A 20,938-nucleotide genomic window follows, 5' to 3' on the forward strand; every position below is an offset into this window, starting at 1 on the left:
AAAAGGAAAAAATGCCTCTCAACCTCGGCAAGCTAAGTGGTCAATCTTTGGTAGACAAGGAAGTCAGCCCACGGGAGATATTCAATCTGCTCCCGGACAAAGATCCGAAGTACAAGTACCCGCGCGACGTTCAGTCTCAGGTGTGGGAACGCTGGATGTCACGCCGAAACGACAGGGACCTTGTTGTCAAAATGAACACGGGCGGCGGCAAGACGATTGTTGGGCTGCTCATGCTCAAGAGCTGTCTTAATGAAGGTGTCGGGCCAGCAGTCTATGTAACCCCCGACAAATACCTTACCCGTCAGGTGCTCAAAGAGGCGGCCGACATGGGAATTTCTGTGACGACTGACCATACCAGCGGCGCCTTCCTGCAAGGAAAGGCGATCCTGGTCACGAACATCTTCCATCTGGTCAACGGGCTCTCGGTGTTCGGTACGACGGACACTGGGACGAAAATTCCACTTGGTGTCGTGCTCATCGACGATGCCCATGCCTGTTTGGCCACAACGGAGAGTCAGTTCACCCTGAGCGTGGACAGTGGGCACGAGATCTATGCGGAAGTTCTCAAGCTGTTTCGTGATGATCTGCTCGCGCAGAACGACACGAAACTCCTGGAGTTGGAGGATGGTGCACCGGACACAGAAATGCTTGTCCCGTTCTGGGCGTGGCATGCCAAGAGCACTCAGGTCGCAAAAATCATGACCGAGCATCGGCAAGACGACAAGATCAAGTTCAACTGGCCGCTCATCAAGAACCATCTGGATCAAAGCCGCTGCGTCATCTCCGGGAGCAAGCTGGAAATTTCGCCAAGATGTCTGCCCATCGAAGCGATTCCCTCTTTCACTGACGCCAAACGACGCATCTTCTTGACGGCCACGCTCTCAGACGACTCGATACTGGTTTCCGATTTCAACGCGAGACCGGAAATGGTCGTGGATCACATCACGCCCAACGTCGCCAACGACATCGGTGATCGCATGATTCTTGTGCCGCAAGAAATAGATCCCGAGCTGTCCGAGAAGCAGATCAAGGAGTTCCTCAAAGAGAAATCCAAGATTTACAACACGGTCGTCATCGTCCCTTCCGATTTTCGAGTGACGTTTTGGAAGGACGTCGCGGACCTCGTCGTAACCGCCGCAAATCTTGAGGACGCTGTTGATCAACTCAAGAAAGGGCATGTTGGCCTTGTCGTGATGGTCAACAAGTACGACGGCATCGATCTCCCGGGCTCAGCATGTCGCATCTTGGTGCTCGACGGTCTTCCGCAAGCTCGACGTCTTTACGAACGCATCGAGACCAATATGCTGGCGGGGAGTCGACACATTGTTGCCAAGCAAATCCAGCGGATTGAGCAGGGTATGGGGCGAGGGATTCGGGCCAACGATGACTACTGCGTTGTGCTCTTGATGGGGGCATCGCTGATCAAGACGATGTTCCTCATGGATGCCAAGCAGTTGTTCTCACCTGCGACCCGCGCTCAGATCGAAAAATCTCTGGAGGTCGCGGGCCAATTGGAAGGCGGAATCGGCGAGCTTGATGAAGCAATCGAGGTTTGCTTGAATCAAAGCTCCGAGTGGAAGAAGGTTGCGCGCGAGGCGGTTGCGAATCTCACATACCCGGACAAAGGCAACATCAGATCGATTGCTGTCGCTCAGCGGGCCGCATTCGACGCCGCATCCATTCGCAACTACAAAGTAGCTCGCCAAGCCCTGCAGGACGTGATCCGTACCGCAAGTGCAGAGGAGAACAACTACACCATCGGGTGGCTCAAGTGGCAGCTTGCCGAATACGTCCAGTACACCGATGGTGTTGAGGCGCAGCAGATTCTAAAGGCCGCTCTCGAAGTCAATCGCCGTGTGACGCGTCCCCTCGACGGGGTTGACTACGAGAAACTGAAGGCGAAGGACCTGATTCAAGCAAGGAACGCAGCCTGGAAGCTTCGAGCCTACGAAGGGAAGGCCAATAGTCTGCTGGTGCATATCAATGGCATTCTGGACGAGCTGAATTTTGCGCCGGGCAATGCGAACACATTTGAGGCTGCCATGCAGCAGTTGGCAGAGTTCTTGGGCTTCTTGGCTCAACGGCCCGAAATCGATTTCAATAGCGGTCCCGACGTTCTCTGGGCGGTGGGCAACTTGCAGTATTTCGTCATCGAGTGCAAGAGCGGGGCGACGGTTGATACAGTCACCAAGACCTACGCCAACCAACTCAGCGGCTCTATGAACTGGTTTGGCAAGAGGTACGACCAATCGTGTACCGCCATCGCGGTTCTTGTTCATCCTTCTAGAACGTTCGAGGCAGCCGCTACGCCGCATCCGACTGCCAGGGTCATTACCCTCGATACGCTTCCCGCGTTCAAAGATGCCGTTCGGTCCTATATCAAGGCGGCAGCAGCGTCGTTGGAAACGCTGGATGCGAAGCGGACGCAGCAGCTCTTGGAGCATGAAAATCTGACGCCGGAGCGCTTGCTGGCAAATTTCACGCTCGCACCCAAAAGCGCCAAGTAGGAATTAGCCTTGCCCCCAATCGAACTCCGTGAAGTTGAACGTCGTGCCAGCACGTTCTAACGCCTTTCAGCGCCTTGTCCGCGCCATCCAAGGTCACCTATCGCGTGGGGGCACGGTCACGGAATCTCGCTTTCTTCAGGATAGAGACACGGGTAGCCCTGTGGAGGTCGACATCGTTATTGAAGAGGTCGTCGGCAGTCACAAGGTCCTGGTCGGGGTCGAGTGCACAGCAGGAAAGAGGAAGGCGACCATCGAGTGGTACCGCGAGATGCGTGCCAAACACGCTGATCTCCCCATCGCCAAGACAGTTCTCGTCTCCGAATCAGGTTTCACGCGAGAGGTATACAAGAAGGCGAAAAAAGATGACATCACGCTCCTGACATTCGGGGAGGCGCAGCACTTCAAGTGGCAGGCGTTGTTCGGCAAGCTCAAGGGCGGCACGGTGGCAGATGTTGGTTTTCCACTGCGCGAGGCGTCCTTGACGCTTCGCTCCAGCTCTGACGAATCCGCCCGCCTCCGCGTCGATCCCGATGTCGTTGCGCACGGGCCAGGCATCGAGCATCCTCTTGGCCAACTGATCATGGCGGTGGCGCTGGAAGGTGGGCTGACAAGGGCAATCATGGCGAATCTTGGCGCCGTTCTCAAGAAGACCGATCACTTCTCTTTTAGCTTCCGTGTTCCGGAAGGCACCTTCATTGAAATAGATAGCAGGCAAATTGAATTCACGGAAGTCCATGCGGTACTGAGCATCCATCCACGATTTCAGTCCGTTGACTGGCGGCCTCTTGACTTCAATGGCCAAACGGTTGCGGCCGGCGCCTTCCCGGCCGACTTCCTGTTTCCGGGCAGCGCGGGCGACTCCGTGGTCACTGCTTCTGAAGATGGAAACAACTCCATGAAGGTCACCCTACTAGGACCTTCAGACACAGACGTCGAGCTTGACGTGTTTCCGCACGCCCTATGGCCTGGCGTAAGCGGACATGGCGCGGGCGGCTGACCCCACATCATGCCGGTCAAATGATCCGTCCTAATAACAAGTGGCGACCCGCATTCACCAACCACAGGGGCTGCAGCACGCTGTTGCCCAGCGACAAGGTTTCAGAAAGGCCGAGCGGCAGGCTCATCATTTCGCTGCCTCGACCGGCACATAAGCAACGAGTGCGCCGTCCTCCCAGCTAGCAGCAGCGGCCTGAGCCGGGCGTCACACGTTCGCGGCAGGCCTTGCACAAATGTCGACCGAGCGGAGCAAGCCCTGGCACTAGACAGGGCAGAATTTGTCGGCTACATTGAGTTCCTAACCGACGTGATGCATGTTCTACATGCTCTGTCGTACTGGTGGCATACGGTGCGTTTCCCTACCTTCTTGCCACTGGCTCCCACACAACCCCAAACCCGGTCTGTCGACTGCAGCATGAGGCTTACTGCCTCTTGCACGACTCCGCGCGCAATGCGTTGAGTCGTTTGGGTCGTTGCGTGCGCGCGCCTTCCCTTTGCCTTGACGACCTATCGAGTTGCTCGCGGGCGGTCATACCCCGAACTGGCACCGCTGGGCATCTCCGAACTTGTTCTTGCCGTCGATCACTTCTTCGACGGTTTCCAGGGGATGGCTTTCTTTTGGAGTGTCCGATGCCGACCGCAATTAGAGATATCTACGAGAACATGGAGAAGGTGCGCCCGATTTCAGTGAGGGACTTCCTGTCGATTCGGATCACCGGGCACAACCCGTTGCTTGAGGGGATGATTCGCGAACACAGCGTCGCGCGCTTTCTCGTCGAGCCCGGCGTCAACCCGCGCTGGTTCCAAGTCGTCCTTGCTTGCTCGCTCGCGGCCGGCCGCGATCTCGGCCCCTTCGCCGTCAATCGCCCCTGCAAGGTTTGGGTGCTGTCCGGCTCTGGTGATCCGGAGTCGGACCAGTTCCGCTTCTCCAAGGTCCTCGAAACGTTCGATGAGAACGAAAGGGAAACGGCCAGCAAGAACCTGACGATCTACCAGCGCACCCTCGCGCGAGACGACCCGATGGAGCTGGACACTGTCGAGGGTCAAGAGGTTTTTGAGAAATCCATCCCCGCTGACTGCGAAGTCGTGCTCATCGACGACGTCGCGGTATTTACGAAAAGAGGGCAGTTGGATCGTTACGCACGGGACGCCGTCGAGTCCTGGGCCAAACTCTTGAGTCGTCGAAACACGGTCATAGCGCTCTTTATGGAAGGGCTCTCATCTGGCAGGCTCATGAACGAGGAACGGACGTCGTCCACGATCTCGTTGACTATTGATGCTGCCGCACCTGGCACCTATGGAACAGGATGCGTGATAAATCGGCAGCGCCTCGATGACTCGGATGTGATGCCGCGATGCGCATCTTTCTGGCAGACCTGCCTGGAGGACAAAATGGACTACGGCATCGAGGTTCATCCGCATGTGAGCGAAGGGACGTTTGACCCCGAGGCTACTGCGCGACTCGAACGGAAGATTCTGGTCGGCAAGATGAAGCTTCAAAAGAAATCCAACAAGGAGATCGCCTTTGCGCTTGCATTAACTGAAGCGATGGTTTCGCGCGACCTGAAAGATGTTATGGAGTCCGAGGCGCTGGCGGCGGCGTCACGCCAAAGAAAGCTCGATGAGGAAGCGGCGGCAGTGTTTTGGAATAACGATGAGGATGAGTCGACCGCCGTCTCGCCCTCGCCGCTTTGACGCGACCACATGCAATCCATGCAATCCATGCAATCCATGCAATCGGCATCATGAATGACCGAGACGTTCCAACGCCGGCAGTTCGGCACGCATTCCGCTGTCGTGACCATGCGCTCTGGATCACCTGGTAGTCATCCGTAATGACCTTGGGGTTTGGCGCTGGCAGGCCCTTGGAATTCCCGCCAGATGACCGGGGTGGCAGACGACCGACCTGCCAGCGCCCGGTCTCAACAACAGGTCAAGGGGCCAAACAACATCAAGGCCCGCAGCGCCACGTTCAACACGTCGGACAGTGCACGCGACGGCGTCTGGCCAATGATCCACATGCGACCAGGCGGCTGGGAGTCCAGCAGTTCAAGCAGCAGGGTCACCACGTCGTCACCACTGCCGCAGTGGGCACCGCGATCTCTGCAGTGCCGATCTCCCCATCAGCCGCCAGCGGGTGGGCAGGCTGTGCGTTCTTCACGGGCCGAACGCGGATGTCACCGGTGTCGAGCAGGCGCACGTACACGTAGTCACCGGCCTCAAGCCCTGCGGCTTCCATCACGGATGCGGGCAGCCGCAGGCCCGTGGAATTCCCCCACTTTCCCAGCCGATGCATGATGTCCGAGCCCTTTCCATCTGAAGCTATACGTTGCGTATCAGCAAATTGAGGAGGGGCAGCACTGATGCGGCGGCTCGAACCGCGCCCCCCCGAACGAGTTAGGCTCGAAGATGGTTTTTTTCGAGGCGCCTGAGCCTCCCATAGGGGCGGAAACGCGCGGCCTGGAAAAGCGAGGGGGAATGCGTCTCTCAGCGCCGCGGTTGAGCACACCCGAACGTCGTGCTGAGCCCTGCGGCCGGGCAACGGCGAGGCGGCACGCGCTAAGCCCCGCACCCCGCACCCCGCCCCCCACACTCACTCGCTCAAAAGTCCGCTACACGCCACCAAGGCCGAGCTGGTCGATGCTTGTGCCCGGCGCCCAGTAGCGCGGCGTGCCGTAGGCCCAGTCGGGAATCGCCAGCAAGTTCCCAGGCACCAGCAATTCACCCAGGTCAACGAGCGGCAACCGGTCAGGGGGTCGGCTGGCTTTGATGTCAACGCTGAACTTGTCCCAGATCTCCCACTTGTACTTGTGCACGGTGCTGCGGCCATATTCATTCTTCAGATCATGGCCGGCGAGCCATAGCAGGTAGGCGCGCCTGGCACCCTTGCTCAGGCCGATTTGCTCCTCCTCGGTGAGCTGTCGCTGGATGGCGTTGGTGATGTTGTAGCTCTTAAGCAAGCTGAAGTAGAGCGCGTCGATGTCGACGTAGGCCCAGTTCATCGCGTACATCAGGCTCTTCAGCGGCTTCGGGCCTTTGTAGGTTTTCTGCAGCCAGACGCGACCGTTGTCGTCCACGCCATGGGTGCGAAGCCACTGCGAGTAGATCTTGATTTCAAAGCGCAGCGACCGCTTGGCCATCTGCATGATCTGCTCCTGCAGCGGGCCGCGCTCAGGCCAGTCGATGCTCAGCAGCATGGCCTTGTCGTAGGTGGTGAGGGTGTGGTACTGCGACCGCCCCTGCATGCCAAAGCCCAGCGCCAGGCAGGTTTCCCAGTCGCGGTGCTTGCCGCCTGCGTTGTTCTGGTCAATGGCATTAATGATCGGCAGCTTCATGTGCTCCTCGCAGCCGAAGTTGCCACAGAGGTGCAGCGAGTGAACCTTCGTCTGCCCGCCGCGCCAAGCAGCACGCTGCTCGGCCGTTACCGTCTGCTTGTAGCGCTGCGCCGTAAGGTCCAGGCAGGTGTAGATGTAGTCGGCAACATCCGCGTGGCCGAAAAAGTTATGGCCTTGCAACTGCTTCGGCGGGCAGCAGTCGAGCAGGAGTTCATACGCGCGACCACCTCTCAGTTCGGTCGAGCGAGCGTAGAAATAGTCAGGCGAGTCGTACTTGCGCTTCTGTTCGGTACCCACTGCCTCGGAGGCAATGACATAGCTGCCGTAGTCGGGGTGCGTCTTCTCCAGCAGGTCGCCAAGAGGCTTGTGGTCGAAGGCAGCCGAGGCTTTGACGCGGTCGATGTGTATGTGGCCTGCCTTCGGCAAAGCGGTGGCGGCGGCAATGGCGCCGGCTCCACTGTCTAGAAGTTGAACTGATGAGGCTGTGATGAAGCTGGGCGGACTGTCGTCGTGGTGGCGGTCTACGGCTGGGCGGCCTAGCCTGGTGGCGGCGGTCTGCGGCTGTGGTCGATGGGGCGGAGTGGCGAACATGGCAGTTACAGCGGTCTACTGTGGTTGGTGGTGACGACTGCTAAATTGCGAACAAATGTTGACTGGTATAGCCAATGACGATTTGCCACTGCGGCGCCGCCAACGCCTTGCGGAAACCCAGCCGCGCGGTCGCAAAATGGCTCTAATCCCCTCATAGATGCATCCGCAAGCCCCACCGATGCATCCGGCAAAGAGGTCGGCAGGTTCGGTTGTTCAGAACGTGGCAGGTGTGGCGGGTCTGTGCGCGGCAAAACGGTCGATCCGCTGGTGGGTCATCTTCTGCGCCGCAATGCGCTTGCGTAGAGGCCAGTCATCTTTCGGAGCTTTTGACGCGGACCGTATCGACGACGGCTGGGTAAGCGCCAATCTAAAATCAAAGCGTAGTTGGAATAGGGTCGCCATGCGCGAAATCGGGTGCACTATGGAAAAAGAGACTAAGAACTCGAACGGCTCGCGCGAACCTGCGACCATCACCTCTAAGGTGACGGCAGTCACCGTCGACACGAAGGGCGCGTGCGAGATCACTGGCTTCAGCCGGCAGCGTCTACACAAGCTGCGGGCCGACCCGGCGTCGGGGTTCCCTGAGCCGATCAATGTTGGGCGCTCTGTCCGCTGGTTCGTCACCGATCTCATGGCGTGGCTGCATTCGATGAAGCCCAGCAACGCCCCGCAGAACGCCCGCGGCGCCGACAAGACAGTGGCCTTGAAGGCCGCCAGCACAGGCAAGCAGACCACGCCCGAGAAGCCCCGCAGCCGCCTCCTGCTCAACCCGACGAAGGTGAAGGTGGTTCCAACCGTTGTCGAACTCGCAGCCGCGAACCAGAAGGTGCAGGCGACGAAGCTCCAGCCTGGTCAGCACCTTCTGCGGCGCATGGTCGACACGCGAGATGGAGCGAGGAACTGGCAGTACTCCGTGTTTCCGCTGGTGCCGGGCAAAGGCTTCGTGCCCGTGAAGGTCAGCCCACGGAAAATCATGATCCCCTCGAACATCCCCGCAGCCGAACGCCAGCAGCTTCTGGCTCGTGCTGCGGCGATGCGCAGCGCCAGCCCTGCGAGGCCGCCGGTGCCAGCAGCCCCGAAGGGCGACACGAATGGACAGAAAACGGAGGTCTCGTTGACCGAAATGAAGGCAGCCTACGAGGGCGAGGGCAAGTCGCTGGACGACCTGTGCAAGCGGTATCGGATGAGCAAGAGTCGAGTCTCGGAGCTACTGCGCGAGGCCGGCACTGAAATGCGTCCTTCTGGCCGCAAGGCGAAGCCAGTCAAACCCTAGAAGGAGTGGGCAACGGCGGCGCCGCACTGTCAGCTATCGCGGTTCGCTTCGCCGATACTGAAAGCCGCGTCGTCTAAGCGACTGGCACTCGGCGCTTGCTAGTGCGGAGTTTGTGTAAGTTGCTGTTGTATTTGAACTGCGATACCATTGATGGTTTTCGTTCTAAATCAACGACTTACGGCAGGCTAGGTGGTGGAGAGGATGAGGATCGAACTCACGACCTCCGCATTGCGAACGCGGCGCTCTCCCAGCTGAGCTACCCCCCCGACACCCGCGAATTTAACGCAGAACCGCGGTCTTGGCACGCACCGTCGTGCCAAGATGCGCGCCTCGCGAAACACGGAGCAGAAACTGCATGGCCTCGTTCGACCCCGCCTGGCTGGAAGGCATGTACAACAACCTCGCACGGGTGAAAGACCACCCCGCGTACTTCGCGCGCTGGGCCCGCGACTCGGCCGCCGCGCGCGACAGCCTGCCGGCCCGCATCGACCTGCCGTACGGCAACGGCGTCAACGAAACGCTCGACGTGTTCCCCGCGCCGGTGCCCGACGCGCCGGTGCTGGTGTTCATCCACGGCGGCTACTGGCGCGCCATGGACAAGAAGGACCACTCGTTCATCGCGCCCGCGTTCAATGACCGCGGCATCTGCGTGGTCCAGCCCAACTACGCGCTGTGCCCTGGCACGCCCGCGCAGCCCGTGACGGTGCCCGGCATCCTGCTGCAGATGGTGCGCGCGCTCGAATGGACCTGGCGCCACATCGCGGCGTACGGCGGCGACCCTTCGCGCATCACGGTCGCGGGCCATTCCGCCGGCGGGCACATGGCGGCGGCGCTGCTGGCCTGCGACTGGAAAGCCGTCGCGCCCGACCTGCCCGCGCAACTGGTGCGCAATGCGCTGTCGATCTCGGGCCTGTACGACCTGCGCCCGCTGCAGCGCACGCCGTTCCTGGAGCACACGCTGAACCTCACCGACGCCGATGCCCTGCGTGCGAGCCCGGCGCTGTGGCCGGCGCCGAAGCGCGGCCAGCTCTATGCGGTTGCCGGCGGCGAGGAAAGCGAAGAGTTCATCCGCCACAACGCGATGATCCGCGACGCGTGGGGCCGCAACACCGTGCCGGTGTGCGAGGTGCTTGCGGGGCTCGACCACTTCGGCGTGGTCGACGCGCTGGCCGATCCGGCCCACACACTGCACCGGCACGCGGTGCAACTGCTGGAAGCCTGACCGGCAAGGCCGCCCCTGGCGCGGGCGGCCCAGGGCTTACATCAACAGGTGTTCGCCCGCGTTGTCGCCACCCAGCGTGACGTAGTTGACCTTGCGGATGTCCATCAGCGCGCGGCCGCCCGAATAGCTGATGGAGCTCTGCACGTCCTGCTCCATCTCGACCAGCGTGTCGGCCAGCTTGCCCTTGACGGGTTCGAGGATGCGCTTGCCCTCGACGTGCTTGTACTCGCCCTTGTTGAAGTCGCTGGCCGAGCCGTAGTACTCCTTGAACAGCGCGCCGTCGACCTCGACCGTCTTGCCCGGCGACTCTTCATGCCCCGCGAACAGCGAGCCGATCATGACCATCGACGCGCCGAAGCGCACGCTCTTGGCAATGTCGCCGTGGTCGCGGATGCCGCCGTCCGCGATGATCGGCTTGGTCGCCACGCGCGCGCACCACTTGAGCGCCGACAGCTGCCAGCCGCCCGTGCCGAAGCCGGTCTTGAGCTTGGTGATGCAGACCTTGCCCGGGCCGATGCCGACCTTGGTCGCGTCCGCGCCCCAGTTCTCCAGGTCGATCACCGCTTCGGGCGTGCCGACGTTGCCGGCAATCACGAAAGTCCTGGGCAGCTTTTCTTTCAGGTAGCCGATCATGTTCTTCACGCTGTCGGCATGGCCGTGCGCGATGTCGATGGTCACGTACTCGGGCACCAGGCCCTCGGCCACCAGCGTGTCGACGGTGTCGTAGTCGGGCTTCTTCACGCCCAGCGAGATCGAGGCGAACACGCCCTTGCCCTGCATGTCTTTCACGAACTGCACGTTGTCGAGGTCGAAGCGGTGCATCACGTAGAAGTAGCCGTTCTGCGCCAGCCACAGGCAGATCGACTCGTCGACCACCGTCTTCATGTTGGCCGGCACCACCGGCAGGCGGAAGCTGCGCTCGCCCAGCGTCACGCTGGTGTCGCACTCGGAACGGCTCTCCACGCGGCACTTGCGCGGGAGCAAAAGAATGTTGTCGTAATCGAAAATCTGCATGACCAGGCTCCAGGAAGGAATCGTTGAGAGAAACGAAAGAGCGCTTGGTCCGGCCGGTTTTCGCGGTGCGTCCTGCAAGGAAGACGCCCACAAAAAAACCGGGCGCAAGATACTTGGGCCCGGTGATTGAGTCTACGCGGTCTCGTGCAGGCGGGTCTTCCAATTCCTCGTATGACCCACATACGCGGTGGTTTCTACAATCGTGGGATGTTGTTTAACGATCCCGCGGCTGACGCCCACTCCCCGAATCATTCGGACATGCCGCTGCTCCAGAACCTGAATGCGGAGCAACTCGCCGCGGTCACGCTGCCCGAAGGCAACGCGCTCATCCTGGCAGGCGCGGGCTCCGGCAAGACGCGGGTGCTCACCACCCGCATCGCATGGCTGCTGCAGACCGGGCAGGTGTCCGCCGGCGGCATCCTCGCCGTGACCTTCACCAACAAGGCGGCCAAGGAAATGATGACGCGGCTGACGGCGATATTGCCCGTCAACGTGCGCGGCATGTGGATCGGCACCTTCCACGGCCTGTGCAACCGCCTGCTGCGCGCGCACTGGAAGCTGGCCAACCTGCCTTCGACCTTCCAGATCCTCGACACGCAAGACCAGCTCTCGGCCATCAAGCGCCTGATGAAGCAGTTCAACGTGGACGACGAGCGCTTTCCGGCCAAGCAGACGCAATGGTTCATCGCCGGCGCCAAGGAAGACGGCCTGCGCCCCGACGCGATCGAAGCGCGCAGCGACGACGACCGCAAGAAGGTCGAGCTCTACCGCCTGTACGAGGAGCAGTGCCAGCGCGAAGGCGTGGTCGACTTCGGCGAGCTCATGCTGCGCAGCTACGAGCTGCTGCGCGACAACGACCCGGTGCGCGAGCACTACCAGCGGCGCTTTCGCCACATCCTGATCGACGAGTTTCAGGACACCAACCGCCTGCAGTACGCGTGGATCAAGATGCTTTCGGGCAGCACTGTCGGCGGTCAGTTCACGCCGGGCGCGCACGCCAGCGTGATCGCCGTGGGCGACGACGACCAGAGCATCTACGCCTTTCGCGGCGCGCGCGTGGGCAACATGGCCGACTTCGTGCGCGAGTTCGACGTGCGCCACCAGATCAAGCTGGAGCAGAACTACCGCAGCTACAGCAACATCCTCGACTCGGCCAACCAGCTCATCAGCCACAACAAGAAGCGCCTGGGCAAGAACCTGCGCACCGACCAGGGCCCCGGCGAGCCCGTGCGCGTGTACGAGTCGCCCACCGACCTGGCCGAGGCGCAGTGGATGGTCGAGGAAATGCGCCAGCTGGTGCGCGACGGCTTCGACCGAAAAGAGATGGCAGTGCTCTACCGCAGCAATGCGCAGAGCCGGGTGATCGAGACGGCGCTCTTCAACGCCTCGGTGCCGTACCGCGTGTACGGCGGCCTGCGCTTCTTCGAGCGCGCCGAAATCAAGCATGCGCTGGCCTACCTGCGCCTGATGGAGAACAAGGACGACGACACCAGCTTCCTGCGCGTCGTCAACTTCCCGCCGCGCGGCATCGGTGCGCGCACGCTCGAGTCGCTGCAGGATGCGTCGCGCGCGGCCGGGCGCTCGCTGCACGACGCGGTCAGCGCGGTCGGGGGCAAGGCGGGCGCCAACCTGACGGGCTTCGTCGCCAAGATCGACGTGCTGCGCGAGCAGACCCAGGGCGTGAGCCTGCGCGAGATCATCGAGCTGGTGCTCGACCACAGCGGCCTGGTCGAGCACTACAAGGCCGACCGCGAAGGCGCCGACCGGCTGGAGAATCTGGGCGAACTGGTGAACGCAGCCGAAAGCTTCGTCACGCAGGAAGGCTTCGGGCGCGACGCCGTGGCCTTGCCGGGCGACGAGCTGCGCCAGTCGCCGGTGAGCCAGGGCATCGACCTGACCCGCCCGGTGGTCGACGAGCCGCTTGCGCCCGACGCCGAGACCGGCGAAACGATGAGCCCGCTGGCCGCGTTCCTCACGCACGCCTCGCTCGAATCGGGCGACAACCAGGCGCAGGCCGGGCAGGACGCGGTTCAGCTCATGACGGTGCACGCCGCCAAGGGCCTGGAGTTCGACTGCGTGTTCATCACCGGCATGGAAGAAGGCCTGTTCCCGCACGAGAACTCGATGAGCGACTTCGAAAGCCTCGAGGAAGAGCGCCGCCTGATGTACGTGGCCATCACCCGCGCCCGCAAGCGCCTGTACCTGAGCCATTCGCAGACGCGCATGCTGCACGGCCAGACCCGCTACAACGTCAAGAGCCGCTTCTTCGACGAGCTGCCCGAGGGCGCGCTGAAGTGGCTCACGCCCAAGAACCAGGGCTTTGCGCCCTCGGCCTTCGGCTACGGCGGCGGCTACGGCAGCACGCGCGGCGGGGCAGGGGCCTATGGCGGCGGCAACGCCTACGGCGGCGCAAGCACCAGCCGCGAAAAGGACACCTTCGCCAGCCCGCCCGTGCCGCCGCAGAAGACCGCGCCCGCGCACGGCCTGCGTTCGGGCATGCAGGTGTTCCACAACAAGTTCGGCGAAGGCACGGTCACCGCGCTGGAAGGCACCGGCGACGATGCGCGCGCCCAGGTCAAGTTCGCGCGGCACGGCGTGAAGTGGCTGGCGCTGTCGGTGGCCAAGCTCACGCCGATCTGAACTGCTACTAAAGCTATAGCGAACTACGTAGGCAGGACGCGCGTAACCGGCATTATTTGCCCCGAACCACCGTACACTCCGCACTCGCCAAACAAGGGGAGTCAGGGATGTGGTTCATAGGCATCATTGCCGGCCTGTTCATCGGTGCGCTGTTCCAGTCGGTGCCCGTGGCGCTGGTGCTCGCGGTGGTCGGTGCGTTCGCGCTGCCGCAGATGTTCGGCAGGAAGAACAAGGCCGAACCGCATCGCACCGAGGCTGAGCGCACGGCGGACGCGACCACAGCGCCGGTCGCCGCCACGCCGGCCCCGGGCGGCGGCATGCTGAAGCTTCAGCAGCGCGTGTCGGAGCTGGAGCAGCGGGTCGCCTCGCTCGAGCGCCGGCTGTTGCAAGGGGCGCAGGCCGAGCCTGAAGGCGCCGTCATTCCCGAACTCGCTTCCGGCGACCTCGCCACCTCGATGGCACGCACGCCGCTCGCCGAGGCGCCGTCGCTCCCGGTGGCGACGCTCGAAAGCCGGGCCGCCGAGATCGCGCAAGCCCGCCTTTCGCGGATGCAGGCCGCTGCGGTCGTGGCCAAGGAGGAGGCCGCGGCAGAAGCGCCCGCCGCCGCGCCGACGCAGCCGGCGCCTGTCGTCCCGGCGGCCCAGCCGCCGGTTGCCGCACCGCCGCCGGTTCGCCGCCCACCCCCGCCGCCCCCACCGCCGCCGGTCCCGTTGCGCGACCGCCTGCCCGCACCCCTCGCCAACCTGATCTTCGGCGGCAACATGCTGGTCAAGCTGGGCGTGCTGATCCTGTTCCTGGGGCTGGCCTTTTTGCTGCGCTACACGGCCGAGCGCGTCACCGTGCCCATCGAGCTGCGCTACGCGGCCGTGGCGCTGGTCGGCGCGGGCCTGCTGGTGCTGGGCTGGCTGCTGCGACACAAGCGCGCGGGCTACGCGCTGATCCTTCAGGGCGCGGGCATCGGCGTTTTCTACCTGACCACGCTCGCGGCCATGAAGCTCAGCGGCCTGCTGCCGGCGAGCATCGGCTTCGCCTTCCTGTTCGGCGTGGCGGTGCTCAGCGCCGCGCTGGCCGTGCTGCAGAACGCACCCCTGCTGGCCATCGTGGCCGCGCTCGAAGGCTTCGCGGCGCCCGTGCTCGCATCGACCGGATCGAACCAGCCGGTGGGGCTCTTCACCTACCTGCTGGTGCTCGACGTCGGCATCGTGCTGATCGCCTGGTTCAAGGCCTGGCGCGTGCTGAACCTGATCGGCTTCGTCGGCATGTTCACATTGGCGGCCGGCTGGGCGCACAAGTACTACACCGACGACCAGTTCGCCACGGTGCAGCCCTTCCTGGTCGTGTTCTTCCTGCTGTTCACCGCCATCGGCCTGCTGTTCGCGCGCCGCACGCTGTTCGACGCGCCGGTGCAGCCCGCGCAGCCGCTGGCCAGCCGCGCGCTGGACACGCTGCGCCGCGCGGGCCGGGTCGACAGCTCGCTGGTGTTCGGCACGCCAATGGTCGCGTTCGGCATGCAGGTGCTGCTGATGCGCCCGTGGGACTACGGCGCCGCGTTCTCGGCCATGGCACTGTCGGCCTTCTACCTGGTGCTGGGCCGGCTGGTGTTCGCCACGCAGCCCAAGGGCCTGGCGCTGCTGGCGGAGGCCTACGCCATCGTCGGCGTGATCTTCGGCACATTGGCCATTCCGCTGGGCCTCGAAGGGCAGTGGACCGGCGCGGCCTGGGCCGTCGAGGCGGCGGGCATGTACTGGCTGGGCGCGCGGCAGCAGCGCGCCTATGCGCGCGCGTTCTCGTTCCTGGTGTTTGCCGGAGCGGTGCTCAAGCTGCTGGAAGCCACGGGGCTCGATGCCGCGCCGGGGCATCCGCTGCTCGAAGGCTCCGTCATCGGCCCGGTGCTGGTGGCCGTGAGCGCCTTCGCGATGTGGGCCATCCACCGCCGCGCCAGGCTGGACGACGGCAAGGGCGTGGAGGCCATGGCCGGTGTTGCCTTGCCCTGGCTCGGCATGGCCGCGCTCACGCTGCTGCTGTGGCAGTGGTGGACGCCGCCCTGGGCCGCAGCGGCCACGGCCGTGCTGGCCTCGGCCACTTTCGCCGTGGCGAGCCGCTTCGCCTTGCTGCCGCTGACGTACGTGAGCTTCGGCATGCAGGCGCTGGCGGTGGCGGGCTTCATCGCCACGCTGCACAGCACCGGCGAGGTGGTCGACGGCAAGGTGCTGCAAAGCGGCTGGCAGGGTGCGGCCGTGGCTTGCCTGATCGCGCTCAGCGTGCTCGGCAGCGCCGGCTGGTCGATGCTGCAGGCGCACCGTGCGGCATTGGCGCGCGGCGTGCAGCCGGTATGGTCGCCGGGCAATGTGGTCGGCGTGCTCGCGGGCGTGGGCCTGCTGCACCTGGCGATGCTGTTCCAGCTGACCCTGGCGCAGGCCGCACTGCTGTGGCCGTTGACGGCCCTGGCGGTGCTGTGGGTCGGGTTGCGCATGGCGCATTTCCCGCTCGCGGCGCTGGCGGGCGTGCTGCAGGTCGTTGCCGCCGTGGCGTTCGGCATCAGCGCCGCGGACGATGCGGGCACTGCGCGCCCGGCTTTTGCGCACCTCGGGTTCTGGACGCCGGTGGTGCTGGGGCTGGCCGCCTTGCTGGCGGGCGACTGGCTGCGCGACGAGGCGCGCTCGTATCTTTCAGGCACAAGCGAGCCGGCCGGCACGGCGCGCAAGCGCTGGACCAATGCCTGGTGCGCCAACCCGGTGGTGCTGTGGGTGCCGGTGGTCTGGGGGCTCGGCTGGTGGTTGTTCGGCATGCTCGACGAAAGCGTGCGCGTGCTGAACCGCCAGGGCCTTGCGAGCCACATTCCCGTCGGCGCGATGGCCGTGGTGCTTGTCACCTCGGTGCTGGCCGCCGTCGTGGCGCACCGCCGCGACTGGGCGCAGCTCGGCAAGTCGACGCTCGCCACGCTGCCGGCGTTCGGCCTGATCGCGGCCTTCGGCATTGCGGGTGGCGCCACGCTGTTCTACGTGCCGTCGAGCGCACTGGGCTGGCTGGCGTGGCCGCTGGCGCTGGTGTGGCACCTGCGCCTGCTGCGCGCGCAGAAGCGGTGGTTCGATGCCTCGGCCCTGACACCGTTCCACGTCGCCGGCTTCTGGCTCTTCCTGCTGCTGGCCGCGCGCGAATGCCAATGGCAGCTGGGCCGGGTCGGTGCCGAGTGGTCGAGCTGGCAACTGCTGGGCTGGGCGATCGTGCCGGCACTGGTGCTGTGGGCGCTGCGTTCGCGCGTGCTGCTGCAGCGCTGGCCGCTCGCGGAGTTCCGCGGCGCCTACCTCGAGTTCGCCGCCACGCCGGTGGCGGTGTACCTGCTCGCGTGGGTGTGGGTGACCAACGCGGTCAGCCCGGGCGATGCGTCGCCGCTGCCCTATGTGCCGCTGCTGAACCCGCTCGAGCTGGCGCAGTGGCTGGTGCTGTTCGCGCTGGTGCTCTGGTGGCGCGCATTGCCGCCGGGCTCGTTCTCGCGCGTGGAACCGATGGTCGTCAAGGGCGCGGCCGGCTTCACCGGCCTGGCGCTGCTCACCGGCATGGTGCTGCGCACCTGCCATCACTACGCCGGTGTCGCATGGGCTTTCGATGCGCTGTATGCCTCGTGGCTCACGCAGGCGGCGCTGTCCATCACCTGGGCGGTCTGCGGCGTGGTCGCGATGGTGCTCGGGCACTCGCGCCGGGTGCGCACGCTGTGGGTGGCCGGTGCGGCGTTGCTCGGGGTGGTGGTGCTGAAGCTGTTCTTCGTGGAGCTGGCCGACCGGGGCGGATTGTTCCGCATCGTGTCGTTCATTGCGGTAGGGGCGTTGCTGCTGCTGGTGGGCTATTTCGCGCCAGTGCCGCCGAAGAAGGAAGAGGCGTCGAATGCGCCGGCCGAAGGCGGTGCGGCATGAGCGCGCCGTCGATGTGGACCGTTCGCGCAGGCGTGGCGCTGGTGGCCGCGGCCAGCGGATTCGCCGTGGCACAACCCGCGACCACCGCGCCGATCGCGCTGCAGGGCGCGGGCCCATACCACCGCCTCACGCTGCCGCTGGCCGTCTACGGCCGCGCGGCGTATGCCGACTTGCGCGACCTGCGGGTGCGCAACGCCGCCGGGCACGCCGTGCCCTACGCCTGGCTGCGCAACGAAGCCGCCGCGCCGCAGACGGCCTCGCGCAATGTGCCGATCTTTGCGCTGCCGGGCGCCGCCGCCGCTGCCTCGGGCGACACGGCGCTGGCGTTCACGGTGCGGGCCGACGGCTCGCTGGCGCTCGCCTCCAAGGCTGCCGCCAAGGCCGACGGCGCGACGCCGTGGCTCATCGACGTGAGCCAGGTCAAGGGCAGCCTGCTGCAGGCCCGGTTCGACATCGCGCCCGACACGCGCGGCCTGTTCGCCTTCCGACTGGAAGCCAACGACGACCTGCGCCAGTGGCGCCCGGTGGGCGGCGAAGAGCAATTGATCAGGCTCGCCCACGGCGGCCAGACCATCGAGCGCCTCGCGGTCGACTTGAACAATGTGCGCGCGCGCTTCCTGCGCCTGCGCTGGAGCGATCCGGCGCACGGCGCGGTGCTGACCGGCGTGGGCATCGACAGCGTGCAGGAGGTGGAGCCCGTCGCGCCCATCGAATGGTCCGCCGTGCTCAAGCCCGAGCGCTGCGCCACCGACTACTGCGACTACCTGCTGCCGCGCGGCCTGCCCGTGCAGAGCCTGCGCATCGACCTGGCGGACATCAACACGCTGGCGCAGGTGAGCGTCTCGGGGCTGCGCGACCCCGCGCCCGCCTCGGCGGTGCCGCCGCAGCCGGTGCCGCGCAACCCGCTCTACGCCCTGCGGCATCAGCAGCGCCGGCCTGTGGTGCGCACCGAAGGCCCGGACGAGGCGCCGCTGGTCGACGCTGTGGTGTACCGCCTGGCGCAGGCCGGCGGCGAGGCGCGCTCGCCGGTGCTGGCGCTCGACGGCGTGGTGCATGCACGGCTGCGCCTGCGCACCTCGGGCCCGGTGAGCGTGCTGGGCGCGACGCCGCCGACCATCGCGGTGGGGGCCGTGCCACGCACGCTGGTGTTCCTGGCGCAGGGCGCGGCGCCGTTCGCGCTGGCGTGGAGCGCCGCACCCGAGGCGAATGCGGTCGAAGGCAGCGTGCCGGGCGCGCCGCTGGCGCTGTCCACGCTGATTCCGGGCTACGCCGCGGACAAGCCTGTGGTGGCCGACGATGCGACCGTCTCGCTGCCCGTGGCAGCCGTCGCCGCGGCGGTCGCGTCGGCGGTGCAGGCGCCGCTTCCCGCGCAGGAACCGTCGCGCAAATGGTGGCTGTGGGGGGCGTTGGGTGTCGGCCTGCTGCTGCTGGCCGGTATGGCGTGGTCGCTGTTCGCGAGCCTGCGCAAGGATGCGGCGAGCCCGCCCGGCTGAGCGGAAGGCCGGGCGGGTCCGCTCAGTTCGGCCTCAGTTCGGCTCGAAGGTGTCGCGGAAGGTGAACCAGGTCGAGCTCAGCGACATGGCCGCGAGCACCAGCGCCGTGCCGACGATCAGCACATTGCCCACCGCCAGCGCCGCGCCGCCCGAGCCCAGCGCGCCCACGCCGATCAGCAGGGTGGCGACCAGGCCCATGCCGATGCCGGCGATCAGGAACACGCCGAACCACGCAATGCCGAACAGCGCATAGGCGCCGAAGTTGCGAAACAGCGCGACGATGCTGAAGAAGATGCTCTTCACCGGCGCCACGCGGTGCCAGTGCACCAGCGCCGGGGCGTGCCACATGGCCAGCGACAGCGGCAGGTTCAGGCACATCAGCAGCATGCGGGCGACCTGGAAGTCGCTGCTGGCAACGATTTCGGGCGTGAGCGGGTCGTCCAGCAGGTAGGCGCGGGCGAGCTGGCCGCCGTCGACCACCGTGGTCGCCAGCACGGCCAGCACGAAGTACACCGCCGAGATCACGCCCAGCACCACCAGCGAGCGCCATTCGGTGCGCATGGCGGTGAACACCGCCACGAACATCGCCGAGCCCGTGGGCCGCTGCGTGTCGCCCGCGCGGCCGACGCCTTCGGCGTTGTCCGTGTAGGCCACCGAGGTGGCCACCATCAGCCCCAGCGTCATGAACGGCACCAGGCCCGGCGCCAGCAGGCTGCCGAGGATGGGCACGATCGACAGCGTCGAGATGACCGCCATCAGCAGGAAGAACAGCGAGATGAAGGCCAGCGGTTGCCGCCAGAAGGTCTTGAGCCCGAGACGGACCCAGACGGCGCCGGTTCGCGCCGGCACGAGGTTGAGTTTCATGTGTGAGGGTCAGGCAGCCAGGGCGGGCGCCAGCGCCTGGGCCATGGCATGCGGGTGGGACGCGCGGTCGCGCAGCACGCGTTCGAAGTGCGTGGGGTCGTGGGGCGTGAGCATGCTCGCCTCGCGCGGCAGGTGGAAGTCCCACAGGCGGGAGATCCAAAAGCGCAGCGCCGCGGCGCGCAGCATCGCGGGCAGCAGGGCGCGCTCGGCAGCATTCAGCGGGCGCACGGTTTCGTAGGCGGACAGCAAGGCGTCGGCACGTTCGGCGTCGTGCCGGCCGCTCGGCAGGTCGATGGCCCAGTCGTTCAGGCACACGGCCAGGTCGAACAGCCAGGTGTCGGTGCCGGCGAAGTAGAAGTCGAACACGCCGGTCAGGCGGGGCGCGGCATCTGCATCGGCGTGGGCGCCGGTCGCGAACATCACGTTGTCGCGGAACAGGTCGGCATGCACCGGGCCGCGCGGCAGGGCCGCGTAGGCCGAAGACTCGGCCACGTGGTTCTGGTAGGCCAGCTCGGCGCGCAGCAGGGCGGCTTGCGATTCGGCGATGTACGGCAGCACCACGGGCACCGTCTCGTTCCACCAGGGCAGGCCGCGCAGGTTGGGCTGGCTGCGGGGGTAGTCGCGCCCGGCCAGGTGCATGCGCGCCAGCATGGCGCCCAGCTCGGCGCAGTGCGCGGCGCCGGGGGCGAGCTCGCTGCGGCCCGTGAGCTTCAGCACCACCGCCGCAGGCTTGCCGGCCACCGTGTGGAGCAGGTCGCAGTCGGCATCGGAGGACGCGGCGGAAGGCAGTGCCATCTGCCCCTTTTTGCCCTTCTCGACGGCAGGCGGGCCGGCCACGGGGGCAGGCACCGGCAGGCCGGCGCTGGCCAGGTGCTTCATTAGGCAAAGGTAGTAGGGCAGCTGCTCGGCGCTCAGTCGCTCGAACAGCGTCAGCACGAACTCGCCGGACTCGGTGGTCGCGAAATAGTTGGTGTTTTCGATGCCGCCCTCGATGCCGCGCAGTTCGCGCAGCGGGCCCAGGCCCAGGCGTTGGACGAGCGCGTCTGCCTCGCCGAAACCGACTTCGGTAAAGACTGCCATGGGGGTACTCAG

The 20,938-nt window shown here is 65.1% G+C and carries 13 protein-coding genes and 1 tRNA gene; 8 read left to right on the plus strand and 6 right to left on the minus strand.

All coding sequences use genetic code 11. The annotated features are described in order from the left end of the window. The first annotated feature begins 11 nt into the window (after positions 1-11). The 3 genes from ACSFA5_RS06980 to ACSFA5_RS06990 all read left to right on the plus strand — a co-directional run bounded on the left by ACSFA5_RS06980 (position 12) and on the right by ACSFA5_RS06990 (position 5,198). Complete coding sequence (locus ACSFA5_RS06980) at positions 12-2,507, plus strand: DEAD/DEAH box helicase (protein ID WP_435443304.1); 2,496 nt, start codon at positions 12-14, stop codon at positions 2,505-2,507. A 160-nt stretch (positions 2,508-2,667) separates the two neighbouring features. Beyond that, entirely contained in the window at positions 2,668-3,504 is an 837-nt protein-coding gene (locus tag ACSFA5_RS06985) for a hypothetical protein (RefSeq protein ID WP_435443305.1), read from the plus strand. 629 nt (positions 3,505-4,133) lie between these two features. Further along, positions 4,134-5,198 carry an AAA family ATPase gene (locus ACSFA5_RS06990; RefSeq protein WP_435443306.1) on the plus strand — a complete coding sequence of 355 codons (1,065 nt, stop codon included), beginning with the start codon at positions 4,134-4,136 and terminating at the stop codon, positions 5,196-5,198. A 367-nt stretch (positions 5,199-5,565) separates the two neighbouring features. Here ACSFA5_RS06990 and ACSFA5_RS06995 read toward each other — a convergent pair whose 3' ends face one another. Then, the gene (locus ACSFA5_RS06995) at positions 5,566-5,799 is read right to left on the minus strand and encodes an AbrB/MazE/SpoVT family DNA-binding domain-containing protein (RefSeq protein ID WP_435443307.1); all 234 of its coding nucleotides are present in this window, start codon (positions 5,797-5,799) and stop codon (positions 5,566-5,568) included. Positions 5,800-6,115: 316 nt separating this feature from the next. Beyond that, on the minus strand, positions 6,116-7,429 hold the full coding sequence (locus tag ACSFA5_RS07000) for a phage/plasmid replication domain-containing protein (protein ID WP_435443308.1): 1,314 nt from the start codon (positions 7,427-7,429) through the stop codon (positions 6,116-6,118). 178 nt (positions 7,430-7,607) lie between these two features. Between ACSFA5_RS07000 and ACSFA5_RS07005 the strand changes: the two genes are divergently transcribed. Beyond that, positions 7,608-8,702 (plus strand): helix-turn-helix transcriptional regulator, encoded by a 1,095-nt coding sequence (locus tag ACSFA5_RS07005; protein WP_435443309.1) that lies wholly within the window; start codon positions 7,608-7,610, stop codon positions 8,700-8,702. A gap of 190 nt (positions 8,703-8,892) precedes the next feature. Here the strand turns inward: ACSFA5_RS07005 and ACSFA5_RS07010 are convergent. Further along, positions 8,893-8,968 (minus strand) — tRNA-Ala (locus tag ACSFA5_RS07010). Between the two features lie 89 nt (positions 8,969-9,057). Here ACSFA5_RS07010 and ACSFA5_RS07015 point away from each other — a divergent pair. Beyond that, positions 9,058-9,924 (plus strand): alpha/beta hydrolase, encoded by an 867-nt coding sequence (locus ACSFA5_RS07015; RefSeq protein ID WP_435443310.1) that lies wholly within the window; start codon positions 9,058-9,060, stop codon positions 9,922-9,924. Between the two features lie 36 nt (positions 9,925-9,960). Here ACSFA5_RS07015 and ACSFA5_RS07020 read toward each other — a convergent pair whose 3' ends face one another. Continuing rightward, the gene (locus ACSFA5_RS07020; RefSeq protein WP_435443311.1) at positions 9,961-10,938 is read right to left on the minus strand and encodes a GMP reductase; all 978 of its coding nucleotides are present in this window, start codon (positions 10,936-10,938) and stop codon (positions 9,961-9,963) included. A gap of 207 nt (positions 10,939-11,145) precedes the next feature. Between ACSFA5_RS07020 and ACSFA5_RS07025 the strand changes: the two genes are divergently transcribed. The 3 genes from ACSFA5_RS07025 to ACSFA5_RS07035 all read left to right on the plus strand — a co-directional run bounded on the left by ACSFA5_RS07025 (position 11,146) and on the right by ACSFA5_RS07035 (position 18,982). Continuing rightward, the gene (locus ACSFA5_RS07025; protein ID WP_435443312.1) at positions 11,146-13,578 is read left to right on the plus strand and encodes a UvrD-helicase domain-containing protein; all 2,433 of its coding nucleotides are present in this window, start codon (positions 11,146-11,148) and stop codon (positions 13,576-13,578) included. 107 nt (positions 13,579-13,685) lie between these two features. Further along, positions 13,686-17,489 carry a DUF2339 domain-containing protein gene (locus tag ACSFA5_RS07030; protein WP_435443313.1) on the plus strand — a complete coding sequence of 1,268 codons (3,804 nt, stop codon included), beginning with the start codon at positions 13,686-13,688 and terminating at the stop codon, positions 17,487-17,489. Then, on the plus strand, positions 17,486-18,982 hold the full coding sequence (locus ACSFA5_RS07035; protein ID WP_435443314.1) for a DUF3999 domain-containing protein: 1,497 nt from the start codon (positions 17,486-17,488) through the stop codon (positions 18,980-18,982). The genes ACSFA5_RS07030 and ACSFA5_RS07035 overlap by 4 nt, the downstream gene beginning before the upstream one ends. A 33-nt stretch (positions 18,983-19,015) precedes the next feature. On the opposite strand, the gene ACSFA5_RS07040 is transcribed toward ACSFA5_RS07035, so the two are convergent. Continuing rightward, a complete protein-coding gene (locus ACSFA5_RS07040; RefSeq protein ID WP_435443315.1) occupies positions 19,016-19,846 on the minus strand; it encodes a BPSS1780 family membrane protein in 831 nt (276 codons plus the stop codon). A gap of 9 nt (positions 19,847-19,855) precedes the next feature. Then, complete coding sequence (locus ACSFA5_RS07045; protein ID WP_435443316.1) at positions 19,856-20,926, minus strand: homoserine kinase; 1,071 nt, start codon at positions 20,924-20,926, stop codon at positions 19,856-19,858. Between the last annotated feature and the right edge of the window lie 12 nt (positions 20,927-20,938).

The sequence above is a fragment of the Variovorax monticola genome (assembly GCF_051216855.1).
In the GTDB taxonomy this organism is placed as follows: domain Bacteria; phylum Pseudomonadota; class Gammaproteobacteria; order Burkholderiales; family Burkholderiaceae_C; genus Variovorax.

Excerpts from the sequence above, each read along its gene's own strand:
- ACSFA5_RS07040 (WP_435443315.1), bottom strand. The coding sequence starts at position 19,846 with ATGAAACTCAACCTCGTGCCGGCGCGAACCGGCGCCGTCTGGGTCCGT.
- ACSFA5_RS07005 (WP_435443309.1), top strand. The coding sequence starts at position 7,608 with ATGCATCCGGCAAAGAGGTCGGCAGGTTCGGTTGTTCAGAACGTGGCA.
- ACSFA5_RS07045 (WP_435443316.1), bottom strand. The coding sequence starts at position 20,926 with ATGGCAGTCTTTACCGAAGTCGGTTTCGGCGAGGCAGACGCGCTCGTC.
- ACSFA5_RS07035 (WP_435443314.1), top strand. The coding sequence starts at position 17,486 with ATGAGCGCGCCGTCGATGTGGACCGTTCGCGCAGGCGTGGCGCTGGTG.
- ACSFA5_RS06995 (WP_435443307.1), bottom strand. The coding sequence starts at position 5,799 with ATGCATCGGCTGGGAAAGTGGGGGAATTCCACGGGCCTGCGGCTGCCC.
- ACSFA5_RS06990 (WP_435443306.1), top strand. The coding sequence starts at position 4,134 with ATGCCGACCGCAATTAGAGATATCTACGAGAACATGGAGAAGGTGCGC.
- ACSFA5_RS07025 (WP_435443312.1), top strand. The coding sequence starts at position 11,146 with ATGTTGTTTAACGATCCCGCGGCTGACGCCCACTCCCCGAATCATTCG.
- ACSFA5_RS07030 (WP_435443313.1), top strand. The coding sequence starts at position 13,686 with ATGTGGTTCATAGGCATCATTGCCGGCCTGTTCATCGGTGCGCTGTTC.
- ACSFA5_RS07015 (WP_435443310.1), top strand. The coding sequence starts at position 9,058 with ATGGCCTCGTTCGACCCCGCCTGGCTGGAAGGCATGTACAACAACCTC.
- ACSFA5_RS07000 (WP_435443308.1), bottom strand. The coding sequence starts at position 7,429 with ATGTTCGCCACTCCGCCCCATCGACCACAGCCGCAGACCGCCGCCACC.
- ACSFA5_RS07020 (WP_435443311.1), bottom strand. The coding sequence starts at position 10,938 with ATGCAGATTTTCGATTACGACAACATTCTTTTGCTCCCGCGCAAGTGC.
- ACSFA5_RS06980 (WP_435443304.1), top strand. The coding sequence starts at position 12 with ATGCCTCTCAACCTCGGCAAGCTAAGTGGTCAATCTTTGGTAGACAAG.